This is a genomic window from Glaciecola sp. HTCC2999 (assembly GCF_000155775.1).
GTDB lineage: Bacteria > Pseudomonadota > Gammaproteobacteria > Enterobacterales > Alteromonadaceae > Opacimonas.
On sequence record NZ_DS989810.1, the window covers coordinates 446,064 to 472,988 of the forward strand.

The following is a 26,925-nucleotide window of genomic DNA, read 5'->3' on the forward strand; positions in this document are numbered from 1 at the left end:
TTAGATACTTCCTTGTGTGATATGTTTAGCTAAGGTTTTAATTTTATCGGTCCAACGCTGTGCCGGAAAAAATGTGTTGGTATGTTTATGTGAATCTATCGCATCAATAATATTTTGCTTTAGCTGGCTTGCTTGTGGAATTGTAGTCGCTTGTTTATCCAGCCATAGTAACCAGCGGTGATCATCGATCCCTTGAGCAAAAATGAATAACCCTTCATCAACATTATATAAACTTGGGCAAGTTTGAAGCTGAGGATATAAGAATTGAACATCGTCTTCTCTACCATCTATGGGAGACAAAGGGAGTGCCGTCGGCATTCTAGCATGCCATTGTAAGTATCCTTTCACCGGATAATACCAACTGAGATAACCGGCACTGTAACGACTATCGGTAATATTATATAGCCACAGATCCGTAGATTTTTTAGTCCAATCAGCTAAATCCTGATAAGTCTCCATGACCCCTTCATTCACGAGTGCCGCTGTCACATAATCTAACAGAATATGATCATCTGGATGATTAAAATGCCCCGCAGTCGTGAGACTCGCATTTTGTAACAATGAAGATAACGCCTCTGAATCGGCGTTAGAGGGCTCATCTGCAACACTCCATAATACCTCAGGGAGTCCTAGTCGTTTTATTTTTTGTGATAAGTCATTTAATCTAGTGATCGTTGCATTAAATCCCATTTTTGCGACTAAACGTTTAAATGGCGTATAAGCTAAAATAGGACCGTTCATCCCAGCATTTTGTATATCTTTGAGTTCTTGTAAAAATATCGCCTCAGTGCGAGTATCATGTGGTGTGGTAAACCCTGGCGCAATTGAACTTAAACCCAATTCACGAAAAAAAGCTAAATCACACTGTACTGACAAGTCTGCCGCCGCTTTACTTTCCCATAAATGATGGGGGGATTGTTCAGTATATACACCGATATGTTTAGTTATTTCAGGTAAACGTGTATCAAGTACATTAACTAACAAGGCGTGAGTCACTAACTCATTGCCGACTTGATATTGCAATTCCATGGGGTATTGGCCTTGTTTCGATGCTGTTGTTGTCAATCTTAACGACAGTAACGTAGGATATTGCGACGATGGGATGGCGATATAGGGCGGTGTTAAATACTGCGCGCTAGGCTGTAAAACATTACTTTTTAACCTTTCTCTGCGTAGTTGCCATCTGCTCTGTCGCAATTCAGTTTGAATACCTGATCCACGATGTTTATTAACCAATTTTATATTTGAAATCATCTTACCTGGTTTAACATTCAGCTGATAAACCAGAAATTCGTTACTGTCCTGAGCCATATCTATAGATAGTGTTTGTGCTTGTTGACCCAGCACCTGATCGATAGATTGTGGCCTTTTGGGATTCAAATCGATTGGCCAATTACGCTTCCACCATTGTTCACGCGCGTCATTCAACGCCTGTGAAAATGTCGTGTCATTTGCTGGTTCAACAACGATCCCACTGACAAACCCAGCTTCAGGCGTATTCCCGTGGAAAGAAATCACATGCTCAGATGTGCTAGCAGCTAAAACAAATGTAATAGGCTCATAGTGAGGTGTAATCAAAGAATGGAACACAGATGTTTGCGCATTAAACACCTCATCTTTACCTTTTAAATAATGTTGGTTAAGCCATTGTCGATGATTAATTTGCTGTTCATATACCGTCTTGTTATTGGCTTTGATCACCCTTGATAAAATTCTCGGCGTGTATTCCCAATCTCCCATATCATGAATAAAGAGAGTCACTTTTGACGGTGAAGTCGTTGGTGGCAGTGTGATTTTCTCAATGCCTTTAATCCCATCAGTAATTAACCCTTCAGTGATGGAGAAATGTCGGTCACGTTGTAAGGCAGTTAAATAGCGACCACTAAGTGCGGAATGTTGAGGCGTAACACGTGTAAACTGAGGCCAAACGGGAGAGGATTTTGCGCCGAAATCCCATGCTAGCACATCGGTTGTCTGCTCCGGCGGAATATCTACTGACAAACGTTTGATGTCTATATCCACCTTATTATCTAAACTGAATATAATTATTTGCCTAAGCGAGCTTAAATCTAACGGTGTTTTATCACTTTTTAACGTGTTAGCTAAGGTAAGTTGTATATCAAAAGGACCTGGCGCTATCATCCGTTCAATATTGGCCCTCTGAGCATAAGAAGGACGTAAAGAGTCATCAATACGAATGATTAACATCACCGGCGTTTTATTATTGTTCTCACCTTTTATGGTAAGAACTGCGCTGGGTGCTGTGGCTTTAGAAAAAGATAAAACACGCTTGATAGCATGTGCTTGAAACGAGGTGGAGAATAGCAAGAATAATAAAAAGACATAGGATTTATTCAAGTATTTCTCCAATTAGATCTTGAGAAACCACTTGCGGGATCCTCGTTAATACTGGAATACCTAATTGCTCGACTAAATTCTTTTGATAATGAACGGTTTGATCATTGAGTTCGACAATAATAGCGCACCCAATCCCTAGAAATAATCCACCGACCAAACCTGCTAATAAAAATACGAAAGCAGATGGACTTGAGGGTATGCTAGGCGTAAAAGGTAAATCGATGATCTTAATCCGGTTTTCTTTTTCAAAAGTCCCTAAAGAACCGGTAACTCGAGCTAACTCACTACGTTCTAAAAATTCTTCATAAAGTTTATTTTTTACTTTTAAATCACGCTGCAAAATATTTAATTGTTTATCTAGTTCACCTAACTGTGAAGTCTGTTTTGTTTGTTCTACGATCATTTGTCGTAAACTTTTCACTTCCTCAGTTAATGCACTGACCTTATTACGAACTGATTGGAGTCGATCTAATTGTGATATTAATAATCGAGGTTGAGTACCATTAGTATCTGAGTTAGCTGCACCAGCCATGGTGATTAACTGGTCAGCATTCACCTGATTGTCTATGTTTGATAATGCATTGTTACGTTCAGTTTGTAATCGAGTGAGCCTTCTAAGCGTACCTTGTACACTACTGTGACCGTCTGTATAACGCGCTCGCAGTAGTGTTAAGTTACTTTGTAATGTCACAATTTCTTCTTCTAGTTTTGCCATTACTGGATTTGTTTTTGATAATTGCTGATCAATCGTCCCTAAACTATTTAATGCGCCAGCTAATTCAGCTTCACGTTCAAATAATCGATTTTTTAATTGGGCTAACCGACTGACGTTTCCCATATGCAATTCAGGTAATTGTTCTGCATGCTTATTTTTAAATGCTGCTAATGCATTTTCTGAGCGCTCTAATTCAACCTTCCTATCGGCTAATAAATCCATTAGAAATTCTGATGAATCTTCCATTGATGAGCGCTCTGGTGCTAATAATTGTTCAATAAAATACCCAGATAAAGTCTGTAGGATAGGCTCAATTACTTCTGGATCTGAGGCCGTATATTGGATCCTAATCAGGTCTTTACCTGACATTTCCATCCGCAATGAACTAGATAGCAAATAAATGGCTCTGTCTTGTTCTACTTTTGAGGATTTTTCATCAATCAAACCTCGATCTACGGCTACTTTATATAACACATGACGAGAATGTAATAGTGTTTGGAGCGCGGACAGGCGCTCCTTAAGCATTGCAGATACCGCAAAATCCTCTAGGAATGGATTCAGTTTTGAAGTTTCTTGAATTAACATGCTGGTATGGGCCGTATAGGTTTTAGGTGACACAAGACCTACAGCAAAGCCTATAATCGGCATGATAAGGAACGGAATGGCAATGACATAACGTCGACGCCAGGCAACATCAAGCCAGACATATAATTGATACGCAACATTATTCATGACTTAGCAGTAACTCCACTTGATTTGCTCGATAAGACCAATCTTCTTCACTCACTAAAGCTTGTTGTTCATAGTTATGTTCTGAAGACGCTGATGCATAAATAGCATCGACCATCTCTATATCGTTATCGACCACTGTCACAAATCCTTTATATGGAATTAATGCAGGGAAATCAGTACTGATAACAGGCTTGCCTGTTGCTAAATATTCTCTCAGTTTTAATGGATTACATGCTCGTATTTGTTCGTTGTCTACGAAAGGCAGTAACGACACTTGCCAATGTTGCGAAAATTGCGGCAATTCGTCATGCGCCACTTCGGCAAACACAAAAACATTGGGAAACTGTGTTAACTGACTAATATCAACAACTGGCTTACCAACAAACACAAAATTCCAATCGGGCATTTTACTGATCACACTGGCTAATAAGGGTTGGTGTAACCAATGAGAAATACTGCCATAAAAGCCCGCTATGGGTTTACCCTGCGGTAAAAGTTTGGATACCAGGGCGGGATGACTAAATAACTGATAATCCACGCCATGAGGCAATAAGTAGGTGTTAGGAGATGCTAGTTTTTTTTGTAAGGCTTCGCTAGAGACTAAAATGACATCAGCACGTTGAACAAGCAATTGTTCACGTTGCTCGACTACCTCATGATCCACTCCCGCTAATCCACCAAAATCATCTCCACAATAGTACACCACTTGGCTTTCATTTAATCGACCAATCATATCAACAGCTGTAGGTAATGACGTCCATAATATTGGTGCATTCATGCCCATTTTTTGGGCTAATGGATTAATTTGTTTTGCCAATAGATAGCTAGCAAAACGACGCATTAATCGGCTTTTAGGTACGGGGACGGTTTTAGGATTTAATACATTAAATTGTGTTGAGAATGCCTGTTCAGTATTCGAAGGGCTTTTTTGTTTAGCGAATAACTTTTCAAAAACACGTTTAACATCACGCCAGGTCAGTGTTGGCTGTCGTAAACCAATAGAGTTTACCCATAGCACTTTACGTGTTTTCTGAAGATGTTTAATTAAATGTTGTGTACTACTAGGTAACTTCCCCCAATCTTCACCAAAGACGATTAAATCTCGCTGCATGCTACTTTCTCAAAATATGAATACGGGAGCAACGTCACTTGATTACGACCTTGATGTTTAGACTTATATAAAGCTTCATCAGCATGTGCTAGTAGAGAATTAATATCATGTAAAAACGGCTTAAACTCTGTGACACCAAAACTGGCTGTAACGTTAATCGGCTTATTATTATATTCAATCGTTAGTTTCTCGATCATTAAACGATAACGTTCAGATGGGATCAACGCTTCATTTAAACTGGTATCAGGCATACAAATACAAAACTCTTCTCCTCCCAATCGACCAAAACTATCCTCTGCTCGGAGTGTTTCACTTATAGCGCTTGATACTTTGCGTAATACTTCATCCCCTGCATCATGGCCTAAGCCATCATTAATCGCTTTAAAGTGGTCTAAATCAAAATAAGCAATACACATAGCGCGATCGTGTCGTTGCGCTTTGACCATTTCTTTTTTCAATATATCTTTAAAATGGCGACGATTAGAAATACCGGTTAACACATCCGTTAACGATTCTTTTTGAAGTTGGTTGTATTGTTCACTATGAGATTTACGTAAACCAAACAAGCGATTGGTGGCAATTAATTTAGCTTCAACAAGTTCTTTATTAAACGGTGATGCTAAGAAATCATCTGCACCCGCATGTAATCCATCTACAATTAATTTAGATTCAACCCCATCAGTTAACAGTACGATTGGGCGCCAAGTCTCTTTAAGAAGATCTTCCATCATCCGTACCATTTTGACAGTCTCAATAGCATCATTAGCAAATGCAACAATATCAATCATGATCAAATCATAAATATCAGGTGTCGCTCGTAATGATGCGATTCCTTTTTCGCAAGAGATATAATGCGTTAAGCGATGATTCAACGAGGTTAAAATATCACTCATCGAGTCATTAGATGACTGCTTAGCGCTGATAAAAAGGATATTTAATCTTTTTTGAACGTCCATGTCCGATAACTCCATCTTAATAAAAACCCTCAAAACTTAGGGCATTAGTTAAGTCTGATACTTGTGTGGTTAATGTGTTGTAGCCATCAATACTACTATCGTAACTAATCCAATGAACCGTGAATAAGTTATTGCCAGCCGGCGCTGTCAGAGAAAAAGATTTTTGTTGTGCGGGTTCTAACATCATTCTGAAAATGATGTTGTCATTCTCATCAGCAATCGCCACCGTAGCAATGTTATCACTGCGATTAATTGCATCTAGATCAAGCTCACTAAACGTCACAAATGTATGACCCGTTGCAGCAATAGTATCGGCCGTAGTAGCAACAGGAGTGCTTTGTTGTGGAGGTAACAAATTAAGGGATGTATCTGTGCTTTCATCCCCTTCACTTCCACATCCGGTTAACAACATACATGTACTAGCTACTATAACAAGTGAATGATATTTCATGAAAAAGCCCTTATTGTGGTTGTGGAGAATAAATGAATAGAGGAGTTCCATTATCATACCAATCCGAATTCGACTCTGGATTTTCTAACCAATCAATAAATTCCGGATAGGCTTGACTAATATCTTTATTTTCTATTGGATGTTTCCAACTTACGGGTAAGTCGAGCACCCAAGGTAAGTTTTGGTCTTTAACCGTAAATGGGCTCAGTACATCAGCGCTTATCACATATCCTTCAACGGGTTCATCAAATAATGACGGGTCTGTGAAGCTACCGTCTTGTTCAAACCATTCAGTCCCTGTGTAATTTGCTAAGTGAACCTCTAAGCTCCGACCTGGACCATTCACTTGCCCAAATAAACCAAACCCTTTGGTCCATTTTGTGAACCAACTGTCATCTGCGTTATCACGAGAGAATTTATACACTGGAGTATTCTCATCGGTTGGATCGCCTTTTTCTGAAGCAAAGATAAAGTGATCGTAATTCACCTGTGTTAATGTCGTAACAGCATCTACCCAATTAGCTTCCGAATTATTATCTTGCTTAAACACAATATTAAGTGTCAGCTTATTTGCAGTAGTATCAGGAAGACAATTAAAATCTTCATCATCTGTCGTTTGAAACATGCACACTAGTGAATCTGATAGATCTGATGGATCTGACACCGCATCATAATATTCCGATAACTCTTCAAAGAAGTTTTCAGTTAATGTGATGATTAACCTGGCATCATCACTTTCCAACGCCAAAGGATACTGATATGGGGCAAGCCCTAGTCCAGATACTACATTTGCAGAAAAGCCACCATTCGCAGCATCATAGTCATAGCTAGCCACTATATTATCTGAGGCATTAAGCTTAGTTAAGTTCAACGAATCGATATTATCTAAACTGATACCGGGTAGGGATAACGCAAAACCATTTCGAAATATCGCTCCTATCGCATCAATTTCATAAGAGACAGATAGTGATCTAATAATATTGACGGTATCACCTGCACCATTTAATTTTTCCGTTGTGATTTTGGTCAAATCATAACTCACAACCACATCATTAAAATCATAATCCCCTTGCATGGGCCAGTTATCTTCAAACGCTAACTTACCTTGCTTCGAATTTGTGGTGTCGCCTACTTTACTCAGTTTTTTTGCAGAGCCTCTATTGGCAATGGCAGATAAAGGCGTGACTTCGACATGAAAAGATAAATCATTATAGTCTCTATCTCCGGCCCCAGTTCCTGTTAATGGTCTATCTTCAAAGCCATAAATAAATGCGCCACTAGAGCCAGCAGATACGGTGAGATCAGGATCATTTCCATCGAATAGAACATGATATTGACGACCTTCGCTAGAGCTCGGATTCAACGCCGGTAACGTATAAAAAGGTTGGTCATATAATAAATCTGTTTTTTGTTGTCCATTTTCACCTGCGACCCAATTATCAGATGCAATAAAAAATCCGATACTTTGACCCGCGGTTAATTGAATATAAAGATCAACCTGATCGCCTTGAGTTAAGTCACCACCATTATCTTTGGAAGCATTAGGAAAAATAACGACATGAACTATATTACTATCTATATTAGATATGCTACTTGGCGGGTTAGATGTATCATAAATAAAATACCCTAATGCATTACTATATCCAGCATTTTCGTCTAAGAACGCCACTTTGACAGACACAGTACCTACATAGTCTTCTTTTACCGAGATATTATTGAATGTTGAACCCAACAAAGATGTGTCTATAGCAACTCCATCTGGCACTAGCCCATAAAATTGACCCAACATCGTTGTATCAAGGCTACCACTAATATTAGTCAACAAACTATTTTTGGGCTTGCCTGTATTTTTATTGTAATTATTCTTGGTATAACTAATTACTGAAGGTGATGCATTATCGTTAACATACTTCCAGGTTGACGTATCCGTTTGCTCTTGTGCTTGCGCAGCACTCGTCACCAGCATACTGCCAATTAATAGAGACATATGTTTGTTTATCATTTTATATCCTTGATAAGTGATATTTGTTGTTCGGTCCAGTGAGCAAGACTGACAATTAATGCGCCTAATATATATATCGGCCAACTAAATCCAAATGTTAGGAATGTTCCTGCAACTAATGTTCCCATCATTCCTGCTAACAAGGCTTCAGCTACTGTTTTTATCATTGGAGAAAAGTATGTGTCATTCGCTTCTATCGTCGACAACGTTCTTAACGCAGTTTTGACTAACATGACTATCGTAATCACAAATACTATAAATCCTAAAATTCCCGTCTCAGCTAACACCCCAAACCATGTGCTGTGAACCGCATGATTAAGGCCATCCCAATGAGGACTGTAAAAAAAGTAGTTTGAGAAAAAGTTATCAATACCTACTCCTGTCAACGGGTTATCAGTAGCCATACCTATCGCTGCTTCCCATGCATAAATTCTGCCCATGGCAGATGCATCAACGCCCTCTTCTGCGGCGCCACCAGAAGCACGTTCAGATATCCCTGCTACTTGGTATAGTACAAGCGCGCCAATAATGCCAATCAAAAAGAACAATAATTTATTTTTTATTCGTCGATACGCATAAATACCAAAGACAGCCATGATCCCTAATAACCCGCCACGGCTTTGGGTGGCTAAAACCGCAGAAAATAAAATGCAGATACTGACAATACCAAAAAATTTTGTGGGATAATTCATACCTTTATTGACGATAAACCCGACAGCGAAAGCAGCTGGAAACATTAATACCAATGATAAGTCATTAGGGTCACCTAACACTGAACCGAAAACACGCCCTATGGTCACGCGAGTCTCTTCTACTAAGCCAATCCCTAATGCTTTGTTGGATAATGCTTTGATCCCCACAATCCAACCGGCAATGACAATCGCGACTGATGCGATAACAAATTCAGATTCACGTGTAATTAACCAAGCAATGGCAAAGCTCATAATGGCAATTTTGACGTAAATATTTAAATAATAACCCATGGCCACCGGTAAATTACTCGCCATTACCACCCCAATGGATACCAACACATAAAATGTCATGAGTGAGGTAAACTCTGGTCGCCACCATAATGAAAAGCGTTTTTTGAAGAATACATTCCAACTCATACTGGCAATACTCGCGAGCGATAGCAGCAGTGGAATTTTGAAGTTATATAGTTGGGGAATGACTTCATGGATCCTAAAAAAGGAAAAGATGACGAACAAAAGCACCATGAAAAACGGATACTCCAGCACGATTAAAATAGCAAACGGTAACATTCCTACCGCAACAATGACGGCAGGATGTGGAATGAAATACCACACAACGGCTAGCAAGCCACATAATGAAATGATCAAAAAGTGTCGGGGAACGACTAGCAGCTTATCTAACATGAGCCCCCTCTATTTATTATTAGGGACCATTGAGTATCTCGTAACCACCAGCAGCTTCCAGCGATGATGATTAAGCAAATGACGCACAACACAACTTGACTAAAGGGCGTAAATTGCCAAACAATGACTGCGGCCAACGTACTCATCAGCGCTAATGCGCCAACGATCAACTTTAACGGGTAAGCTAATGGTAATTGCTGTTGAGAATAATAATAAAACCCAACACATTTACTCCATTGTGCAATAACTAATGCCCATGCAGCTCCTACGGCGCCGTACATAGGGATCAATAAGCTCATTGCCAGCACACCGATAATTGCGCCCATGATATTGAGATGCATTTGTAAACGGGTACTGTCGTGAATAAAACAGCCGATATTGACAAGTTCTGCCGCTTCTTTTCCTGCCATTGCGACAGCGAGTACCCATAATACGCTAATGGCGGCATGATATTGAGACGGCATTAATATCCCGACTAACCAGGTTGAACAGGTAATCACGACAAACGTCGCCACCGTTAATATCCCTAATCCTAAACAGATTTTTTGGACGACTTGTGTTGTACCATCAGGGGCTTGTAATGCTTGGAAGCGCTGCGGTGACCACCACATCGTGTATGGCTGTAATAATAACACCACACCCAGGGCAAATTTAGCCGCCACACCATAAATGGCAACAGCTTCTAACGTACTTAAACTGGCAATGAACCATCGGTCTAGCCCCATTAAGACAAAGCCAACAAGGCCACTAATTAAGATGGGTAACGAATAACTAAAAACACGCTTGGTGAGTTTAAAATTCAATGTGAAACGACAATCTTGGAGTTGCAACACACATAGAAATACCATTTGGGCCAACGCACTGAGGAGTCCAGCGATAAAGATACTGGTGACATCCGCTGCATATTGCAATAACACAAGTGTTAATCCCGCTTGAAGTATTACCCTGCCCGTTGTTGCAACAAAAAATGCCACCGCTCTATCGTTCATGCGTAACCAGCCAAGTGGCACCGAAATCATGCTTTCTAAGGCGACAATGGATAATGCCAGCAGTATGGCTTGAGTCGGTATATTCCCTGGAATAATAGGTTGTAAGTATGCTCCAAACAGCAAAATCACGACAATACTTATCACAGTAATGACGCTAGCGAGTGTAAAAATAACGGATGCTAAATAACGTCGTTTATGACGATGCGTTGTCATGCCAGCAAATCGATACAAACTATCTTCTAAACCTAAACCGACTAACACACTGCCAATCACCGTCAGGCTGCTGAGGATCTCAACTTTACCAAACTCATCAGGAGATAAATAATGTGCGATAAATGGTAACATCAGTAATGAAATACCTTTCATTAAGGCAATGCTCAATCCATATAACAGAGGGTGTAATAGGGATTTTTTGATCATATCAAGCACCCTTCTATTGTCTTATGCATTTGGCCATAGGCTTTTTTCGCATCAAATCGCTGCGCTGCTTTACGTCCATTTACGCCAATCGCACGGGCCATTTCAGGCTGTGCTAGACAATGTGATAATGCTAAGTAAAGGGAATTAGGTTCATTGGGCTGATATTTGATACAGTGTTGCTGATCCACTAATTCTTGATCCCAAAAAGCGTTATCCGCAGGGATCACAACACACAGACCTGAAGCTAATGCTTCTAATATGGATAATCCGAAAGGCTCTCCGGTACTGGTAGACACAAAGATCTGACAGGTTTCACGAATACTGTCTAAATTATCTGGGGATTCATACCAATGTACTTTCTCAAGGGGAATATTCACAGCGCTGACAGGCATATCAATCTGGGTCGGACGAATATAACAAATATGCGTATCAGGTCTTGCCGAATTATCAAACTGCTGTAATGCCGCTATAAATAAGTCTAAGCCTTTCCAGCGCAGTGCTGAGGCTGCCCAAAGTACTTGTGGGCCAGCTGTCTTAGAAACCTCATTAAGCTGATAGTCGGTTAATGACACGCCGTTTATAAATGAATGACTCACAATTCTTTTTGAAAGATCATCCATCGACCCATTCGTCAAAGCTAATGTTTCATTTAAGGATGACAATGCACTAGGTAAATAAAATAGATAATCAACGTAATTCAATAACCGAGCATTTAAACGGCTCGGATAAACCGGTCCATGAATACACTGTAACCATTCAATACAACTGATCTTTTTGACCATGGCTAACGCAAAATCATTGCTAGGTAGTGAGCATCCCGCCAGTAACACAACCCGACGGACACATAGAATATACCAAAGTACCTGCACTGCTAACCATGCATGTCTTAATACGAAACGCCATCCAGATTGCGCTTGGTGTAAGGCTTCAAATTCATGTAATGCATGTTGTGTGTAAGGAGTGTTACGCCAGCACGATGAGCTGGTAGTCAGTATATGGATATGTTTTGGATCATGATTTAATGTGGCTAATATTCTACTGGTGGCAATTTTAGAGCCTCCAGCAAAAGGGATTGTATCAATACAGACAATGGCTTTTTCTTTTGTTTCAGCACTGCGTAATTTACGTAATTTCGACATGCCATAATGCTTGATAACATTAAGCGTGCTGGTAACTTGCTGCCAAATACTCCCTGAATATGAACGACATTGAGCAAGCGCCATTTGATATACTTGCTGACATTGCTCAACATTACGGGTAATTGTGAAATTTGCTAATACTCTTTCATAACCCGCTTGGCCCATCGATTGACGTAACTGAGGATCATTGGCTAATTGTAAACAGGCATCAGCAATGGCTTGTGGCGACTCACTCGGTGTCAGTAAACCGGTAACTCCATCATCTATCACGCTGGCAATACCACCAACATCTGGGGCAACACAGGGTAATTTAGCTAAACCTGCCTCTGCCAGCACTAAACCGAAAACTTCTTCTCGCGCACCAGAGACAAATATATCCGCATCACTTAACCAGCCAAATGCCTCACTTTGTTCACCAAGGAAAACAACATGAGCGGTCAGATCCAGTTTATCGACCAATGCAGTCAGGTCACCTAAAGCCTCACCCGCACCAATAATACATAAATGAACATCGACGTTGTTAGCTAACATGATAGCGGTAGCTCGGATAAGAATGTCCATACCTTTACGTTCAATTAAAGAGCCTACTGAGACCAACACCACTTTCTCTTGGGATAATTGATAAGTCTCTCTAATCGAGTGGGTGCGTTGCTGTAGCAATCGAGCTGTATCGATACCATTAGCAATTACATGAGTACGGCTGGCTTTGATTCCATCATCATGTAGTTGAGCGATGATAGGTGCACTTACCCCTATCAAATGATCAGCCTGATGTACGCGTAACGTTAATCGTTCAGAAAATACATAACGGGCATGCAGCTGTGTGACTAACGGTATGCAATGTTGATTGGCTAATGATGTGAGCCATTGATTAGGGGCTGCACTGTTTGCATGTACAATTTGTATCGCATGTTGTTTAATAATGTCCTGACCCGATACTATCAATGCTTGAGTCGCTTTAACATCCAAACGAGGCGCATGCCAACCTAATAACAGAGAAAACGGTTCGACATATACAGGGATATCCATATCGTCAAATTGTTGTGCCATGATTTGAGTATCACACCATAAAATCGGCGTGTATTGGTTCAAATCTAAATGATGAATAAGGTCGATCAAGCAACGTTCAGAACCTCGTATCCATTCAGTATGTCCGTAATGAACAAATAAAATAGGCGTGGGTTTAGACATATTCATTTCGCTTAGATGGTGATGACGTGTTGGGGAGTAAGCGCTGATATTGTGTTAACAATTTAGGCGTATATTCGCGCATACTAAAATGGCGTAGGATTTTATCTCTAGCATTTAATCGATATGCGTTAACATCTTGTTGCGATAACTGTAACCAAGCCTCTAATGTGTCACAAAGCAATGACGGGCAATATTCATTGATGACCCAGCCATCAATATCGTGCTCAATTAATTGCTTAATACTGCCTACATCCGTCGCGATGACAGGAATACCTCTGAGCATCGCCTCTAAACAGACCATCGGTAGACCTTCTTTACGAGAAGGCAAAATTAGTACCGAGATTGTCTTCCAGACACTGTGCATGTCGGCTTGATGACCATGTAAGGTCAGGTTTTTAGGCGCTTTGTGAGCCAATGTTTGATATTCAGGACCATCGCCAAACATAGCAAATTGTTGATTTGGGAATTGTTCCGCTAACGCAACAAATCGTTCAGGAGCTTTTTCAGTACTTAATCGACCCACAAACCCTATTTGCGTGCCAAACTCGAGCCCAGTATTTTTAGTGCTGATGGCATTTAACATCACGTCACTTTGACCATTCAGACCAGATTGTATAGGTTCACTCACGCATATATTGTAATGACTAAGAAACGCAGTCCAACGATCAAGCGCATCATATAAATATAATTTACCGGTGCCACGATCGCCGGAATGAAAGGTTGAAACAGATTGTGAACGTGTGAAGCGACATACTAAACGCGAATAGAGGTTAGCCTTGTAACCATGAGAGTGAACAATATCAAATTGCTGAGTTTTAACATAACGGTATAAGCTGCTAAAAGAACCGTTTAACGTATGGGTATGAATATTAGCATCTTGTAATCTCGTGATTAATGGATGGCTACCATAATTGGTTAATCTAACCACGGTCAAATCAACCGCATATCCACTAAGTGCTTTCGCTATTTCAAGAATATGACTTTCTATACCGCCGAAATCACGAGAATCCAGCACCAATGCAATTTTCATCTAACCTACCTGTTGATATCCTATCAACTCTCTATATCGGTCAAATAAAATTAAAATTTACTGTTATTCACATATTATTTGTAAAGGTCATCGATTTGGTTTTGTGCCACTGAATAAAACCAAACCAACGATATGAAACTTCATTGCATTTATGCTGACTTAGGTATTTTCAACAACCCGCTCTGAATAATCAGAAAAATCACTTGTATGTGTTTGAGGCAGGACAAATAGCGGACTTTCAATCACAAAATCAGCGGTGGCAATATTACACGCCACGACACAATTATACATAGTTGATAAGCGTAATAACGCTTTAATATCGACATCGTGAGGTTGTGGGGTCATTGGATCGGTAAAGAAAAATAAGATATCCAATTGGCCTTCACAAATCATTGCGCCAAGTTGTTGGTCGCCGCCAAGAGGACCGGATTTAAGTGCCTTAATGGACAAATTCGGATTGGCAGCTTGAATTAACTTACCCGTGGTACCGGTAGCGAAAATTTGATGAGAATTGAGCTTCGAGGCATGGGTTTTGGTCCACTCAATGGCTTGAGGCTTCATTTTATCATGCGCCACTATGGCAATGCGCTTTGTCACAACAGTGGTCTGTGTCATTTTGAAAAATTCCTTAAAAAATATGAACATACAATTGTATGAGCACGTATAATAAACAAACTATCACAGGTATATTTCAATTATAAGACTTTTTATGCGTTCTTCTCGATTTGATATCAAAGATGACCAACATATCTCTTGGTCAGTATTTTATAAATTACTGCCCTATTTAGGCGAGTTTAAACAGCGGGTGGCGCTGGCACTTCTATGCTTAGTACTTGCCAAGGTCGCCAGTGTTGCCCTGCCCTTTGTGTTGAAATATTCAGTGGATAGCTTAAATGATCCAGCTACTATTACTCCACTACTATTAGCCCCTATTGCGTTGGTCATCGCCTACGGCGGATTTCGCTTTTTAAATGTCATTTTAGGTGAAGTGCGTGATACTTTATTTGGTCGTGTAACCGAACGCGCTATGCGCCGCTTGGGATTAGAAGTATTTGAACATCTCCATCGCTTAGATTTACGCTTTCATTTATCCAGACAAACGGGTGGACTTTCACGAGATATCGATCGTGGTACCAATGGTATTAGTTTTTTAATGCGCTTTATGGTGTTTAATATTGGTCCGACGTTGCTTGAAATTGCATTTGTTGTGGGCATACTATTCACTAATTATGGGGTGACATTTGCTCTAATAATTTTAGTCTCTGTGGTGTTATATGTGTTCTTTTCCATGAAAGCCACTGATTGGCGCACCCGCTATGTACGAGAAGTCAATCAAGCCGATAACCAAACCAATACTCGTGCAGTAGATAGTTTACTTAACTATGAAACGGTGAAATATTTTAATAACGAAGCGTATGAAGCGAATCTGTACGACACTAACCTAGCGCGTTGGGAAACGGCACGCCGGTCTAATCGCCTGTCCTTGTTTGCACTTAATGGAGGTCAAGCACTTATTATTGCTAGTGCCATGACTGCTATGCTCATTTTAGCGGCACTAGAGGTGCAAGCCGGCACCATGACGATTGGTGATTTTGTGTTAATCAATGCATTTACCATGCAGATATTTATGCCACTAAACTTCTTAGGGTTTGTCTATCGAGAAATTCGGGGTGCACTAGCGAATATCGAAAACCTCTTTACGCTACTCAAAACAAAAGTGGGTGTCGAGGATACCTCCGATGCTAAGCCGATCTCTATTACACAAGGCCATATTCGTTTTGAACAGGTCAATTTTCATTATGAAGAAAATCGACACATCCTCAAAGATATCTCATTTGAGGTACCTGCAGGTTCAAAAGTCGCGATCGTCGGTCCCAGTGGCAGTGGTAAATCCACCTTAGCAAAACTCTTATTTCGCTTTTTTGATCCCATTTCTGGCAGCATTAGCATCGATGGACAAGACATTAAACACTACCAGCAATTATCATTGCGTTCGAGTATTGGCATTGTGCCTCAAGATACTGTGCTATTTAATGATACCTTACGAGCCAATATTCAATATGGTGATACTGATGCGGACGAAAATGCCTTACAAAAAGCCATTAAAATGTCACAGCTCAGTGAATTTGTCGCGAAACTACCTGAAGGTTTAGATACCCAAGTCGGCGAACGTGGTTTGAAACTTTCAGGCGGCGAAAAACAGCGTGTGGCGATTGCGCGTACCATTCTGAAAAACCCGCCTATTGTTATTTTTGATGAAGCAACATCCTCATTGGATAGTCATTCTGAGCAAGGAATTTTAAGTGCCCTCGACGCACTTGCTCAGCAACATACTGCTATCGTTATTGCTCATCGACTTTCGACCATTCAAGATGCTGATATTATTATTGTCCTTGAAGATGGCATCATCACCGAACAAGGCAATCATGCAGATTTGATGAGTCAAAACGGTATATATGCAGGCTTATGGCAAGCACAACAAAAAAGGGTCATGGATTAATCCACATGAAACATCACATTATTCAAGGCTATATCCAACACATACATTTGATTGAATATGATCATGGTTGTCTTATGCTTGATGGTGGATGTCGCGCCGACTTAGCGACGATTCAAGATTTTTTTATCACCACTCTCAACCGCCCCGTTACAGATCTCAAAGTCGTCATGGTCACTCACTTACATCCTGACCATGCTGGCTGTGTTGCCGCGTTAAAGCAACTCACTCAATGTACTGTAGTTACGGGCACATACACAGGTCAATGGTATGCTGGCTGGCAGGGGCGTTTAGAACATATGGTCGATATGGGATTAGCGCTATGGGTGGCCGCTAGAATGGGTAAACAACGGCAAAATATCTGGTATTCGCCAATGCTACGAGAAGATCAACAACTACAAGATGGCGATGTCGTACCCGGATTTGAAGATTGGCATATTATTACTACCCCTGGTCATACTGACCGAGATATTAGTCTAGTCAACCCGACTGAAAAGCTCATTTATGTGGCAGATTTAATTGTGAGTGTAAAACAACAACTGTGCGCGCCTATCCTGGTGTGTTTCCCTGACCAGTACAAATCATCATTAGCACGCTTAAAACACTATATTGGTTACACCTTACTAATGGCTCATGTTAAACCACAAACATTACATGAAGCGCAAATTGACACATTAATCAATCACGCTCCCAGTAGCCCTAAGACCAATATGACGACCATGAGCAGACTAATTAAAGGTAAATTAGCTCAATATCTAAAATAAATGACAATAAAAAAGGGAACAGATAATCGGTTCCCTTTACGCATCGCTCAGTGTAAATCGCTGATATTATTTTGCTTTTAAATAGTCTGACACTAAAAATGCCATCTCTAATACTTGATCAGCATTGAGACGTGGATCACATTGTGTTTGGTAAGCTTGCGCTAAATCATCATCACTGATTTTATATGCGCCACCAGTACATTCTGTCACATGTTGGCCAGTCATCTCTAAATGGATCCCACCAGCATGAGTCCCTTCTTGCTTATGCGCAGTAAAGAACTGTTGGATTTCACGTAAAATCGCATCAAAGTTACGCGTTTTGAAACCTGAAGAAGCCGAGAATGTATTACCATGCATCGGATCAGAGCTCCATACCACATGACGACCCTCGGCTTTTACTCGGGCCAGTAATTTAGGTAAGTTATCTGCTAATTTATCAGCTCCCATTCGCGTGATAAGTGTCAAGCGACCAGGAATATTGGTGGGATTTAATGCATCAATTAGTGTCATTAATTCATCTGGTTGCATAGATGGACCAATTTTGACCCCAATTGGGTTATTGATCCCACGGAAAAATTCAACGTGTGCATGATCCAGTTGACGAGTACGCTCACCAATCCATAACATGTGCGCCGAACAGTTATAAGGTAATCCTGTTAATGTATCGATACGTGTTAATGCTTGCTCATAGTTCAATAACAACGCTTCATGCGATGTAAACAATGAGGTTTCATGTAAGGTATTGTGAGACTGACTGTTAATACCAATCACATCCATAAATGCCAACGTATCTTCGATACGATTAGCCATGTCTGAATAACGATCTTTTAATGGATTATTTTCCACAAACGCCATATTCCAGCGATTAACTTGATGTAAATCAGCCAAACCGCCTTGAGCAAATGCGCGCAATAAGTTTAACGTGGCTGCAGAGTTATGGTATGCCTGCAATAAACGCTGAGGATCAGGACGACGAGCCGCTTCTGTAAACTCGAACGAATTGATAATATCGCCACGATAACTGGGTAAAGATACCCCATTAATGGTTTCCATATCTGAGGAACGAGGTTTGGCATATTGACCCGCCATACGTGCCACTTTCGTAACTGGACAACGACCACCAAAAGTGAGCACGATTGCCATTTGTAGCATCACTTTAAATGTATCGCGGATTTTAGGGGCATTAAATTCTGAGAATGATTCTGCGCAATCTCCCCCTTGTAATAAAAATCCATCACCTTGTGAAACATTTGCTAATTGGCCAAGTAAATCACGAGTTTCAGCAGCAAAAACTAATGGCGGATAACTGGCTAATTTAGCTTCAACATCCGCGACTTCAGCAGCATCATCATATGTAGGTTGTTGTAAAATTGGCTTATTACGCCAGCTGTCGATACTCCAGTCACTCATTGTTCAAAATTCCTAAATTTTTTCTTTCAAATATTACGTCGATTGTATCACATTCAGCATCAATATGGACTCAAACGACTTGATTAATTAGCACTAGAAGATGGATCAAGATGAATATTGATACATGATAGTATTTATTCAACGTCATCAGTTTTAGCGTAAATATGTGGGAATTTGCGCAGAACTGATCCCAAAGTAATCTACTAAGCATTGAGGTGACCATTTTTCGGCGATAGTACCGAACATTTCAATTTGTCCAGCTTGTAAAATAAGCACATCGTCTAGGGCACATTCTGTGAGCATCATTAACTGATGATGTGCAATGACAATAATATTTCCAACGGCTTTTAGTTGATGTAACAACGCCAACCATTTGATCTGATAAGCCAAATCTAACGCATCAAAGGGTTCATCAAAGAGTAATATTCCCATACCTGATTCAGCACTCTCCCAAACTTGCATCATACACCTTGCTAATTGGACTCGCTGTTGCTGACCACTTGATAAAGTATCGATTTGTCTAGCCATAAATTGATTGACTTCCAGGACGGTTTCTAACCTTTCTGGTGCTTGACTATAGGGAGTATAAAAAGAAAATATTTCACCCACCGTTAAACCAAATGCATTATGGTTATCTTGGGTGAGTAAACAGCGATGCTGATGGATATTACTTGGAGATAGCCCCTTAAATACAGCACATTGATGATTTTTAGGTTGTATTAGACCTGCAATCGCATGCAGTAACGTCGATTTTCCTGCACCATTTTGTCCCACCAAATGGGTTAACGAGCTTTTGCTAAATGATAGGTGCGAAATATGTAATCTTTCTGGCACAAATACATCATTAAGTTTGATTTCAATCGCGTCATGCTGCTTTAATTCATTAGACATGACGCTGACTACCTGATGCTCTCGTCAGTATTTGTCCCTGATACAATACATAAATAAAAATTGGACCACCGATTGTCGCAGTGAGTAATGACACCGGTAAAATGACACCTGATAAGAGATGATTGATATTAACGATGACGAGCATGAGCGCCGCTCCGACCATACCACTTAGTGGAATAATTAAACGGTTATCTCGGCCTAATAAACGCCGTAAAATATGGGGTACTAATAACCCCACAAATGCTATGGAACCAGCAATTGACACACTTACGCCAACTAATAATGCGCAAACAATTAATAACTTTCGAGTTAAGTGTTTAGGTTCAACTCCTAACAACTGTGCATTATGGTGACCTAAATACAATGTATTAAGATGACTTCGTTCACGTATTAACACCGTCATACCGAGTATTAATGCCGTACCTGCTACCCCTAAGATCGGATAATGAGTATGAGCAAAGCTGCCCATTAACCAAAACGTTAAATTCCGTGTTGCTTGTGCATCGCCTAATATATACAACCACGCCAAAACGGCTGCACAGACTGTGGATATGGCAATGCCTGCTAAAATAACGCCAGCATGAGTCAGTTTAAGGCGTTGTGCTAAACGAAAGATCAATGCGCTACTCAGTAGTGCACCAATGAAACAAGCGATGGGCAGTCCCCACACCAAAGCACTTGAAGGTAATATTCCACCGATAATCACAATGCCAGCACACAGACTCGCACCACTACTGATCCCAATAATCCCAGGGTCTGCTAAAGGGTTATTTAATACTACTTGTAACGTCGCTGAACTCATAGATAACGCACTCCCCACGAGGATAGCGGTGATCATAATAGGTAATGAGAGCTGCATAAAAATATGCTGTTCAACTGAATCGCTCAATAATGATGGGTGGGCAAAAAGGTTCAGTCCGATTAACAACAGTACTGCCAGAAAAGCACACAGAAGGATAACAAAGCGGGTCTTCAAATTGTGCTTACCTCAACCGAAAATAAATAATGTTTGTATTATGACTCAAGCATACTGCAATGTTCAACTGCTCCAGTATTTACAAGCACAATTAAGGCAGTCCGACTAACAAATCAGTGTACTTACTTTCACAATACTTACCAAAACGCATTCTTATTGTATACTATTAGCAAGACAAACTACCGTGTACCATTTTATGCATATTTTAATGTTGAGTTCTTCTCGAGTAAATAATTGTGATTATTTAGCTGCCGCCAAAAACGATATACTGACCCACCTTGGCGCCGTTTCTGAATGTTTATTTGTTCCCTATGCCGGTATTTCGATGAACTATGATACATACACAGAAATGGTTCAACATGCTTTGCCTGAATTATCGGTTATCGGTTTACATACGTTTGATAATGAAGTGCAAGCCATCACACGCGCATCACAAAACAACCAAGCAATATTAGTGGGAGGTGGAAATACCTTCCATTTACTCTACACATTGCAAAAATTAGGATTAATGCCGATAATTCAAGAACAGGTCATCAATCAAGATGTCCCTTATATTGGATGGAGCGCAGGTTCAAATATCTGTGGTGCCACTATTCGAACAACCAATGATATGCCTATCATTGAGCCGCCTTCTTTTACTGCGTTAAATTTTGTTTCATGCCAATTAAACCCGCATTATACCGACGAACATCCAAAAGATTTTCATGGAGAAACGCGCGATCAACGTCTTACTGAATTTGTTACATTACACCCGGATATCCCCGTAATTGGGATCCGAGAAGGAAGTGCTTTGCGTTTAACCGGCACAATAAAGGAACCAAACTTGGAGTTAAGTCACGATTACGATGGCGTCTTATTCACCCAAAAAAATGGTAAATCCAGCCTGCCAGCCGGTACTAACCTGACTTATTTAATCTAAGGTGCATCACTGATTTAACAGGCTAATATCTAAATGCGATGCAGCACTTGTTGCATCTTGAACATGAGGTATCACACCAAGTAGAGGGGCAGTGATCCGTGCTGTTAACGTTGCCAGATTCTCGTCAAAAAAGGGTTGTGTTTCAGGCGCATTAGCAATCCAACCTGCAATGTTAAGCCCTGATAATAAAATGGCTTGCTGCGTTAACAAGGCATGATTTAAACAGCCAAGACGCATCCCCACGACCATTATAATGTCAATATCGAGTTGTTTAATGACATCTGGTAATGTGTGACGACCATTGATAGGTAGCATCCACCCCCCCGCGCCTTCACTGATTAACACATCTAAATCATAATTAGCCAAATCGGCATAATTTTCTAATAAGACTGACATCTGTATTTCATGCTGAGTGCGAAGTGCGGCAATATGAGGGGCAATCGGTTCTTTAAATGCATAAGGGTTGACGACGTCATAAGGTAACTCAACATTTGCTTGTGCCATTAATAACTGAGCATCTTCGTTACGAAGCCCGACGGCTTGATCACCTATCGACACCAACTCACATCCAGCAGAAATCGGTTTATGCCCCGCCACTTTTGAGCCAGACGCTGCAAATGCATTAACTAAGGCAGTCGATGCGACAGTCTTACCCACATCAGTATCCGTTCCAGTAATAAAATATTGACGCATCAAAAATTCCTCACTTAAGTACGATGACGCAGGTGCAATTGAACCACATGATAATCTAAACTAAAGTGACCTTTATTTAAGGCTAAAAAGGCCGCTCTTGCTTGTTTTAATTGACGTTTTGATAATCTGACTTGCTGCTCTTGTAATGACTGATGTCCACCGGTGACAGTATCGGGCGTGTGTGCCCCGACGCCTTTAATTGAGTGCAGCATACTCGCAAAATCAGGATAAAAGTCAATGAACGTCTCTTGCGCATATTCCACTGACAAACCAGCCTGTTTTATCGCTGCTAACCAATTAGGTAATGATGCAAAATCATGAACTGCATGTCCTCGACCAATGCTCTTCCATGCCAATTTCAAACGACTAAATGAAGGTGCTATCAATATAGTTAAATGCGCCGATCCTGATTTCGATAACACCCCTGCAATAGATTGAATGAGCGTCTGAGGTGATTCTGACCATTGCAAAGACATAGATGAAAACAGGCATTGGATACTATGAGGCTGAAAATGTAGACTTAATTGATCAAAATCAGCACATTGATATTGTATATTATTTATATATGAGTATTGCTCTGCGGCAACATCTAACATCGGCTGGGCGATATCAAGTGCAATCACCTTTTCAGCCATCTTTGATAACTCTGGTATTGCTCGCCCCGTTCCACAACCAAGATCAACAATACAAGTTGGGTCTGACGCTGATAGTGACGAGTCGTTAGCACGAGCAAGGGGTGGCACATGACTTAATGACCACTCTAAAATACGTTGTTGTACTTGAGCGAAGTGATTATATCGAGAGGCGGCATGCCCAAAGGCTGACGCGACTTTTAATTTATCCAATTTTTGTTCTCATCATAGTTAATCCATCTACTAATGCATCAATGTCTTTCTCTTGATGTAAGGCACTGAGGGTGATGCGTAATCGATCCGAGCCCTTAGGTACAGTAGGCGAACGTATGGCATTAACCCATAACCCTAACTGCTTTAAACACTCAGATGCTGCTAATGCTTTGGCCGGGTCACCGATTAAATAAGGTTGAATTGCACTATCAGATTCTAATATCGGTAAATCTCGCGCCTTCGCCAAGGTTTTAAAATATTGAATATTGTCGTGAAGTTTGTGCCGTGCTCCACCGTTTTTTACTAGCTCAATACTCGTTAAGGTCGCTTTAGCTTGTGCCGCACTAAATGCGGTGGAGTAGATGTAATGCTTCGCTTTGTTAATGAGATAATCAATCAATACTTGCGACCCAGCAACAAACGCCCCCCCTGTGCCGATAGCCTTACCAAAGGTACCCATAACAATCTGACATTGATCTTGACTTAAATTCGCGGCTTCAACACTGCCCATACCGGTTTCGCCTAAAACGCCAAATCCATGAGCGTCATCCAGCATGAACCAAGCATTGTGTTGGGCTGATGAAGTCTGTAACGCTGCCAACTCGCCTTTATCACCATCCATGCTAAATACACCTTCAGACACACATAATGTATTTCCTGAGGCTTTTGTTAATTGTTGGTTAGCATGTTCAATATCATTATGTTTAAAGCGTAATAATTGGGCCGGACTATGAATGGCTGCATCAATAAAAGAAGCATGCATCAACTTATCACTGACGATAGTATCTCCATCGTACATTAATGCTTGGCAAATCGCTTGGTTGGCAGCAAACCCTGATGAAAACAATAAAACGGCTTCACGATTAAGAGAATCTGCCACATGATCTTCAAGTGCCTGATGGCATTGTGAGTGCCCCGTGACTAGTGGAGAGGCGCCAGCACCGGCACCATAACGGGATAGGCCTTCAACATAGGATTGTAAAATATCTTGGTGTTGACGATGGCCTAAATAATCATTACTTGAAAAATTCAAATAATGCTGACAATCTACTTTAATGACCCCATCATAATCATCTTGAAGTATGGTGCGACGGCGTCTCAAATTATCATTAGATAGTATGGTTAACGCATCCTGTAGGTGATCAAATGCCATATAGTTAATTACTTCACCATGTCAGGTGCGCTGACCTGAGGAGACGCGGCATCATAAAATAAATCATCACTATCAGCTTGTGCCTGCTGGGTTAAGATTTCATCATGTAACGCGGCTTCATGCGCTTCATCTGAATATGCTTTAGTTTGATGCGAGTTAATTCCTAACTTTTTAAATAACATTACATCTTCATGCGTTTCAGGATTAGAGGTTGTTAATAACTTGCAGCCATAAAAAATAGAGTTAGCACCAGCCATAAAACACATTGCTTGCATTTGTTCATTCATCGCCTCACGTCCAGCAGATAAGCGTACAAATGACTGTGGCATCATAATACGGGCAATGGCAATAGTACGAATAAACTCAAATGGGTCTAGATCGTCTACTTTGTCCAAAGGCGTGCCTTTGACTTTCACTAACATATTAATCGGAACACTTTCAGGATGACGTTCTAGATTTGACAAGGCGATCAGTAGCCCAGCACGATCATCGCCTTTCTCACCCATCCCGACAATACCACCAGAACAAACATGCATACCTGCATCACGCACGTTTTGTAGCGTATCTAAACGGTCTTGGTAAGTCCGTGTCGTGATAATATCACCGTAATATTCAGGTGAAGTATCCAGGTTATGATTATAATAATCTAAGCCGGCTTGTTTTAAAGCAATCGCTTGTTCACGCGTCAACATACCCAATGTCATACAAGTTTCTAACCCTAATGATTTAACCTGTTTGACCATATCCACTACATACGGCATATCACGCTCGCGTGGATTACGCCAAGCTGCTCCCATACAAAAACGGGTCGAGCCAGTCGCTCGAGCTTCTTTAGCACGTTGGATAACTTTTTCTATCTCCATCAAACGTTCTTTTTCTAAACCCGTATCATAGCGCGCCGATTGTGGACAATATTTACAATCTTCTGGGCAAGCACCTGTTTTGATGGAAAGTAACGTGCTCACTTGAACATAATTAGGATCAAAATGCGTGCGATGGACCGTCTGTGCTTTAAACATTAAGTCGTTAAACGGCATGTTATATAAGGCTTTAACTTCTTCGAGTGTCCAATCATGACGAATATCGTGCTGCATTGAATCGGTTAATGGTTTGGGTTGGGAAATGTCATTATGTTGGATTTGCATTGTCCGGAGAACTCTTTACTTAATAGGCTATGAGCGTTAGTCTATGCGGTATTAAGGCTTTGTCAACCAAAAGCCTTTTATTGAGTTTACAAGTGAGTGAAAATTGAACAATATTGAATATGACAAACGCCACTTATGGCATCCTTATACCTCGGCCACCCACCCCTTACCCTGTTATGAAGTCAAAGGTGCGAGTGGTGTTGAACTCACTTTGGCCGATAACAGTGTATTAATCGATGGTATGTCATCCTGGTGGGCTGCGATTCATGGTTATAACCACCCACATATTAATGCCGCAGCAAAAAACCAGATTGATGCATTTTCGCACGTTATGTTTGGGGGTATTACACATGAACCCGCCATCAAACTCACCAAGCAATTACTTGCTATGGTACCAGAAGGCTTAAATCGGGTGTTTTTAGCTGATTCAGGCTCCGTTTCTGTCGAAGTAGCCATCAAAATGGCCTTGCAATATTATGCTTGCCAAGGCCAACCTAATAAACACAAGATTATTACCCCGCGCAATGGTTATCATGGAGATACTTTTGCTGCAATGTCGGTATGCGATCCCATCAATGGAATGCATTCATTGTTTAAAAATGTATTGGCAGAACAAATTTTTGCCCCAGCGCCACAAACGCGTTTTGAGCAAACATGGAATGAAGATGATATTGCACCATTAGAAGAACTGATTGCCACACATCATAATGAGTTAGCCGCACTGATATTAGAACCGATTGTGCAAGGTGCTGGTGGCATGCGTATGTATCATCCCATGTATTTAAAACGTGCGCGCCAATTATGCGATGAATACAATATTTTATTAATCGCTGATGAAATTGCTACTGGCTTTGGCCGCACAGGAAAATTATTCGCGTGTGAACATGCCGGTATTTCCCCTGATATCATTTGCTTAGGCAAAGCGCTTACCGGTGGTTACATGACCATGGCCGCGACTATCTGTACTGAAGATGTCGCGATGGGTATCTGTCAAAGCGCTCCTGGGGTATTTATGCACGGCCCTACTTATATGGCGAATCCACTGGCATGCGCCGTTGCTTCAGCCAGTCTTGATTTGATCGCTTCTGGGGAATGGCAGTCGCAAGTGGCTAATATTGAGCAATGGCTGCATCAATATATGACGCCATGCAAGAATAGATGC

The 26,925-nt window shown here is 40.8% G+C and carries 22 protein-coding genes; 4 read left to right on the forward strand and 18 right to left on the reverse strand.

Translation table 11 applies throughout. The annotated features are described in order from the left end of the window. The 11 genes from G2999_RS01940 to G2999_RS01990 all read right to left on the reverse strand — a co-directional run bounded on the left by G2999_RS01940 (window position 1) and on the right by G2999_RS01990 (window position 15,085). A complete protein-coding gene (locus G2999_RS01940; protein WP_010178183.1) occupies window positions 1-2,358 on the reverse strand; it encodes a hypothetical protein in 2,358 nt (785 codons plus the stop codon). Continuing rightward, window positions 2,351-3,805, reverse strand: a complete 1,455-nt coding sequence (locus G2999_RS01945; RefSeq protein ID WP_010178185.1) for a chain-length determining protein — start codon at window positions 3,803-3,805, stop codon at window positions 2,351-2,353. Before G2999_RS01945 ends, G2999_RS01940 begins: the two co-directional genes overlap by 8 nt. Next, entirely contained in the window at window positions 3,798-4,916 is a 1,119-nt protein-coding gene (locus tag G2999_RS01950) for a glycosyltransferase (RefSeq protein ID WP_010178187.1), read from the reverse strand. Before G2999_RS01950 ends, G2999_RS01945 begins: the two co-directional genes overlap by 8 nt. Beyond that, complete coding sequence (locus G2999_RS01955) at window positions 4,901-5,872, reverse strand: GGDEF domain-containing protein (protein WP_010178189.1); 972 nt, start codon at window positions 5,870-5,872, stop codon at window positions 4,901-4,903. The genes G2999_RS01950 and G2999_RS01955 overlap by 16 nt, the downstream gene beginning before the upstream one ends. 16 nt (window positions 5,873-5,888) lie before the next feature. Beyond that, window positions 5,889-6,323, reverse strand: coding sequence for a hypothetical protein (locus G2999_RS01960; protein WP_010178191.1), 435 nt, complete (start codon window positions 6,321-6,323; stop codon window positions 5,889-5,891). Window positions 6,324-6,333: 10 nt separating this feature from the next. Further along, window positions 6,334-8,325: an LruC domain-containing protein gene (locus tag G2999_RS01965; protein WP_010178193.1), complete on the reverse strand. Its 1,992-nt coding sequence runs from the start codon at window positions 8,323-8,325 to the stop codon at window positions 6,334-6,336. Then, window positions 8,322-9,701: an O-antigen ligase gene (locus G2999_RS01970; protein ID WP_010178195.1), complete on the reverse strand. Its 1,380-nt coding sequence runs from the start codon at window positions 9,699-9,701 to the stop codon at window positions 8,322-8,324. The genes G2999_RS01965 and G2999_RS01970 overlap by 4 nt, the downstream gene beginning before the upstream one ends. Then, window positions 9,695-11,110 (reverse strand): oligosaccharide flippase family protein, encoded by a 1,416-nt coding sequence (locus G2999_RS11600; RefSeq protein ID WP_010178197.1) that lies wholly within the window; start codon window positions 11,108-11,110, stop codon window positions 9,695-9,697. Before G2999_RS11600 ends, G2999_RS01970 begins: the two co-directional genes overlap by 7 nt. Further along, on the reverse strand, window positions 11,107-13,440 hold the full coding sequence (locus G2999_RS12545) for a glycosyltransferase family 4 protein (RefSeq protein ID WP_010178199.1): 2,334 nt from the start codon (window positions 13,438-13,440) through the stop codon (window positions 11,107-11,109). Before G2999_RS12545 ends, G2999_RS11600 begins: the two co-directional genes overlap by 4 nt. After that, window positions 13,433-14,470 (reverse strand): glycosyltransferase family 4 protein, encoded by a 1,038-nt coding sequence (locus G2999_RS11610; RefSeq protein WP_010178202.1) that lies wholly within the window; start codon window positions 14,468-14,470, stop codon window positions 13,433-13,435. Before G2999_RS11610 ends, G2999_RS12545 begins: the two co-directional genes overlap by 8 nt. A 159-nt stretch (window positions 14,471-14,629) precedes the next feature. Next, entirely contained in the window at window positions 14,630-15,085 is a 456-nt protein-coding gene (locus tag G2999_RS01990) for a methylglyoxal synthase (protein WP_010178204.1), read from the reverse strand. A 94-nt stretch (window positions 15,086-15,179) separates the two neighbouring features. On the opposite strand from G2999_RS01990, the gene G2999_RS01995 reads away from it, so the two are divergent. Further along, window positions 15,180-16,970, forward strand: a complete 1,791-nt coding sequence (locus tag G2999_RS01995) for an ABC transporter ATP-binding protein/permease (RefSeq protein WP_010178206.1) — start codon at window positions 15,180-15,182, stop codon at window positions 16,968-16,970. Between the two features lie 5 nt (window positions 16,971-16,975). Next, entirely contained in the window at window positions 16,976-17,731 is a 756-nt protein-coding gene (locus tag G2999_RS02000) for an MBL fold metallo-hydrolase (protein WP_010178208.1), read from the forward strand. A 66-nt stretch (window positions 17,732-17,797) separates the two neighbouring features. On the opposite strand, the gene G2999_RS02005 is transcribed toward G2999_RS02000, so the two are convergent. The 3 genes from G2999_RS02005 to G2999_RS02015 form a co-directional block, all read right to left on the reverse strand. Then, the gene (locus tag G2999_RS02005; RefSeq protein ID WP_010178210.1) at window positions 17,798-19,141 is read right to left on the reverse strand and encodes a class II 3-deoxy-7-phosphoheptulonate synthase; all 1,344 of its coding nucleotides are present in this window, start codon (window positions 19,139-19,141) and stop codon (window positions 17,798-17,800) included. Window positions 19,142-19,294: 153 nt separating this feature from the next. Further along, window positions 19,295-20,032, reverse strand: coding sequence for an ATP-binding cassette domain-containing protein (locus tag G2999_RS02010; RefSeq protein WP_010178212.1), 738 nt, complete (start codon window positions 20,030-20,032; stop codon window positions 19,295-19,297). Further along, window positions 20,025-21,008 (reverse strand): iron ABC transporter permease, encoded by a 984-nt coding sequence (locus G2999_RS02015; protein WP_034955122.1) that lies wholly within the window; start codon window positions 21,006-21,008, stop codon window positions 20,025-20,027. Before G2999_RS02015 ends, G2999_RS02010 begins: the two co-directional genes overlap by 8 nt. Before the next feature lie 196 nt (window positions 21,009-21,204). Between G2999_RS02015 and pepE the strand changes: the two genes are divergently transcribed. Continuing rightward, entirely contained in the window at window positions 21,205-21,927 is a 723-nt protein-coding gene (gene pepE / locus G2999_RS02020) for a dipeptidase PepE (RefSeq protein ID WP_010178215.1), read from the forward strand. Between the two features lie 6 nt (window positions 21,928-21,933). Here the strand turns inward: pepE and bioD are convergent, their stop codons facing one another. The 4 genes from bioD to bioB are packed head-to-tail and all read right to left on the reverse strand — an operon-like array spanning window position 21,934 to window position 25,712. Further along, window positions 21,934-22,620, reverse strand: coding sequence for a dethiobiotin synthase (gene bioD, locus G2999_RS02025; RefSeq protein ID WP_010178216.1), 687 nt, complete (start codon window positions 22,618-22,620; stop codon window positions 21,934-21,936). 14 nt (window positions 22,621-22,634) lie between these two features. Continuing rightward, entirely contained in the window at window positions 22,635-23,465 is an 831-nt protein-coding gene (locus G2999_RS02030; RefSeq protein WP_010178217.1) for a methyltransferase domain-containing protein, read from the reverse strand. Then, window positions 23,458-24,618: an 8-amino-7-oxononanoate synthase gene (locus tag G2999_RS02035; protein ID WP_010178220.1), complete on the reverse strand. Its 1,161-nt coding sequence runs from the start codon at window positions 24,616-24,618 to the stop codon at window positions 23,458-23,460. The genes G2999_RS02030 and G2999_RS02035 overlap by 8 nt, the downstream gene beginning before the upstream one ends. An 8-nt stretch (window positions 24,619-24,626) precedes the next feature. Then, window positions 24,627-25,712, reverse strand: a complete 1,086-nt coding sequence (gene bioB / locus G2999_RS02040) for a biotin synthase BioB (RefSeq protein WP_029257333.1) — start codon at window positions 25,710-25,712, stop codon at window positions 24,627-24,629. A 154-nt stretch (window positions 25,713-25,866) separates the two neighbouring features. Here bioB and bioA point away from each other — a divergent pair. Further along, window positions 25,867-26,925: adenosylmethionine--8-amino-7-oxononanoate transaminase (bioA, locus tag G2999_RS11615; protein WP_010178222.1), on the forward strand; the 1,059-nt coding region annotated here is incomplete at its 3' end.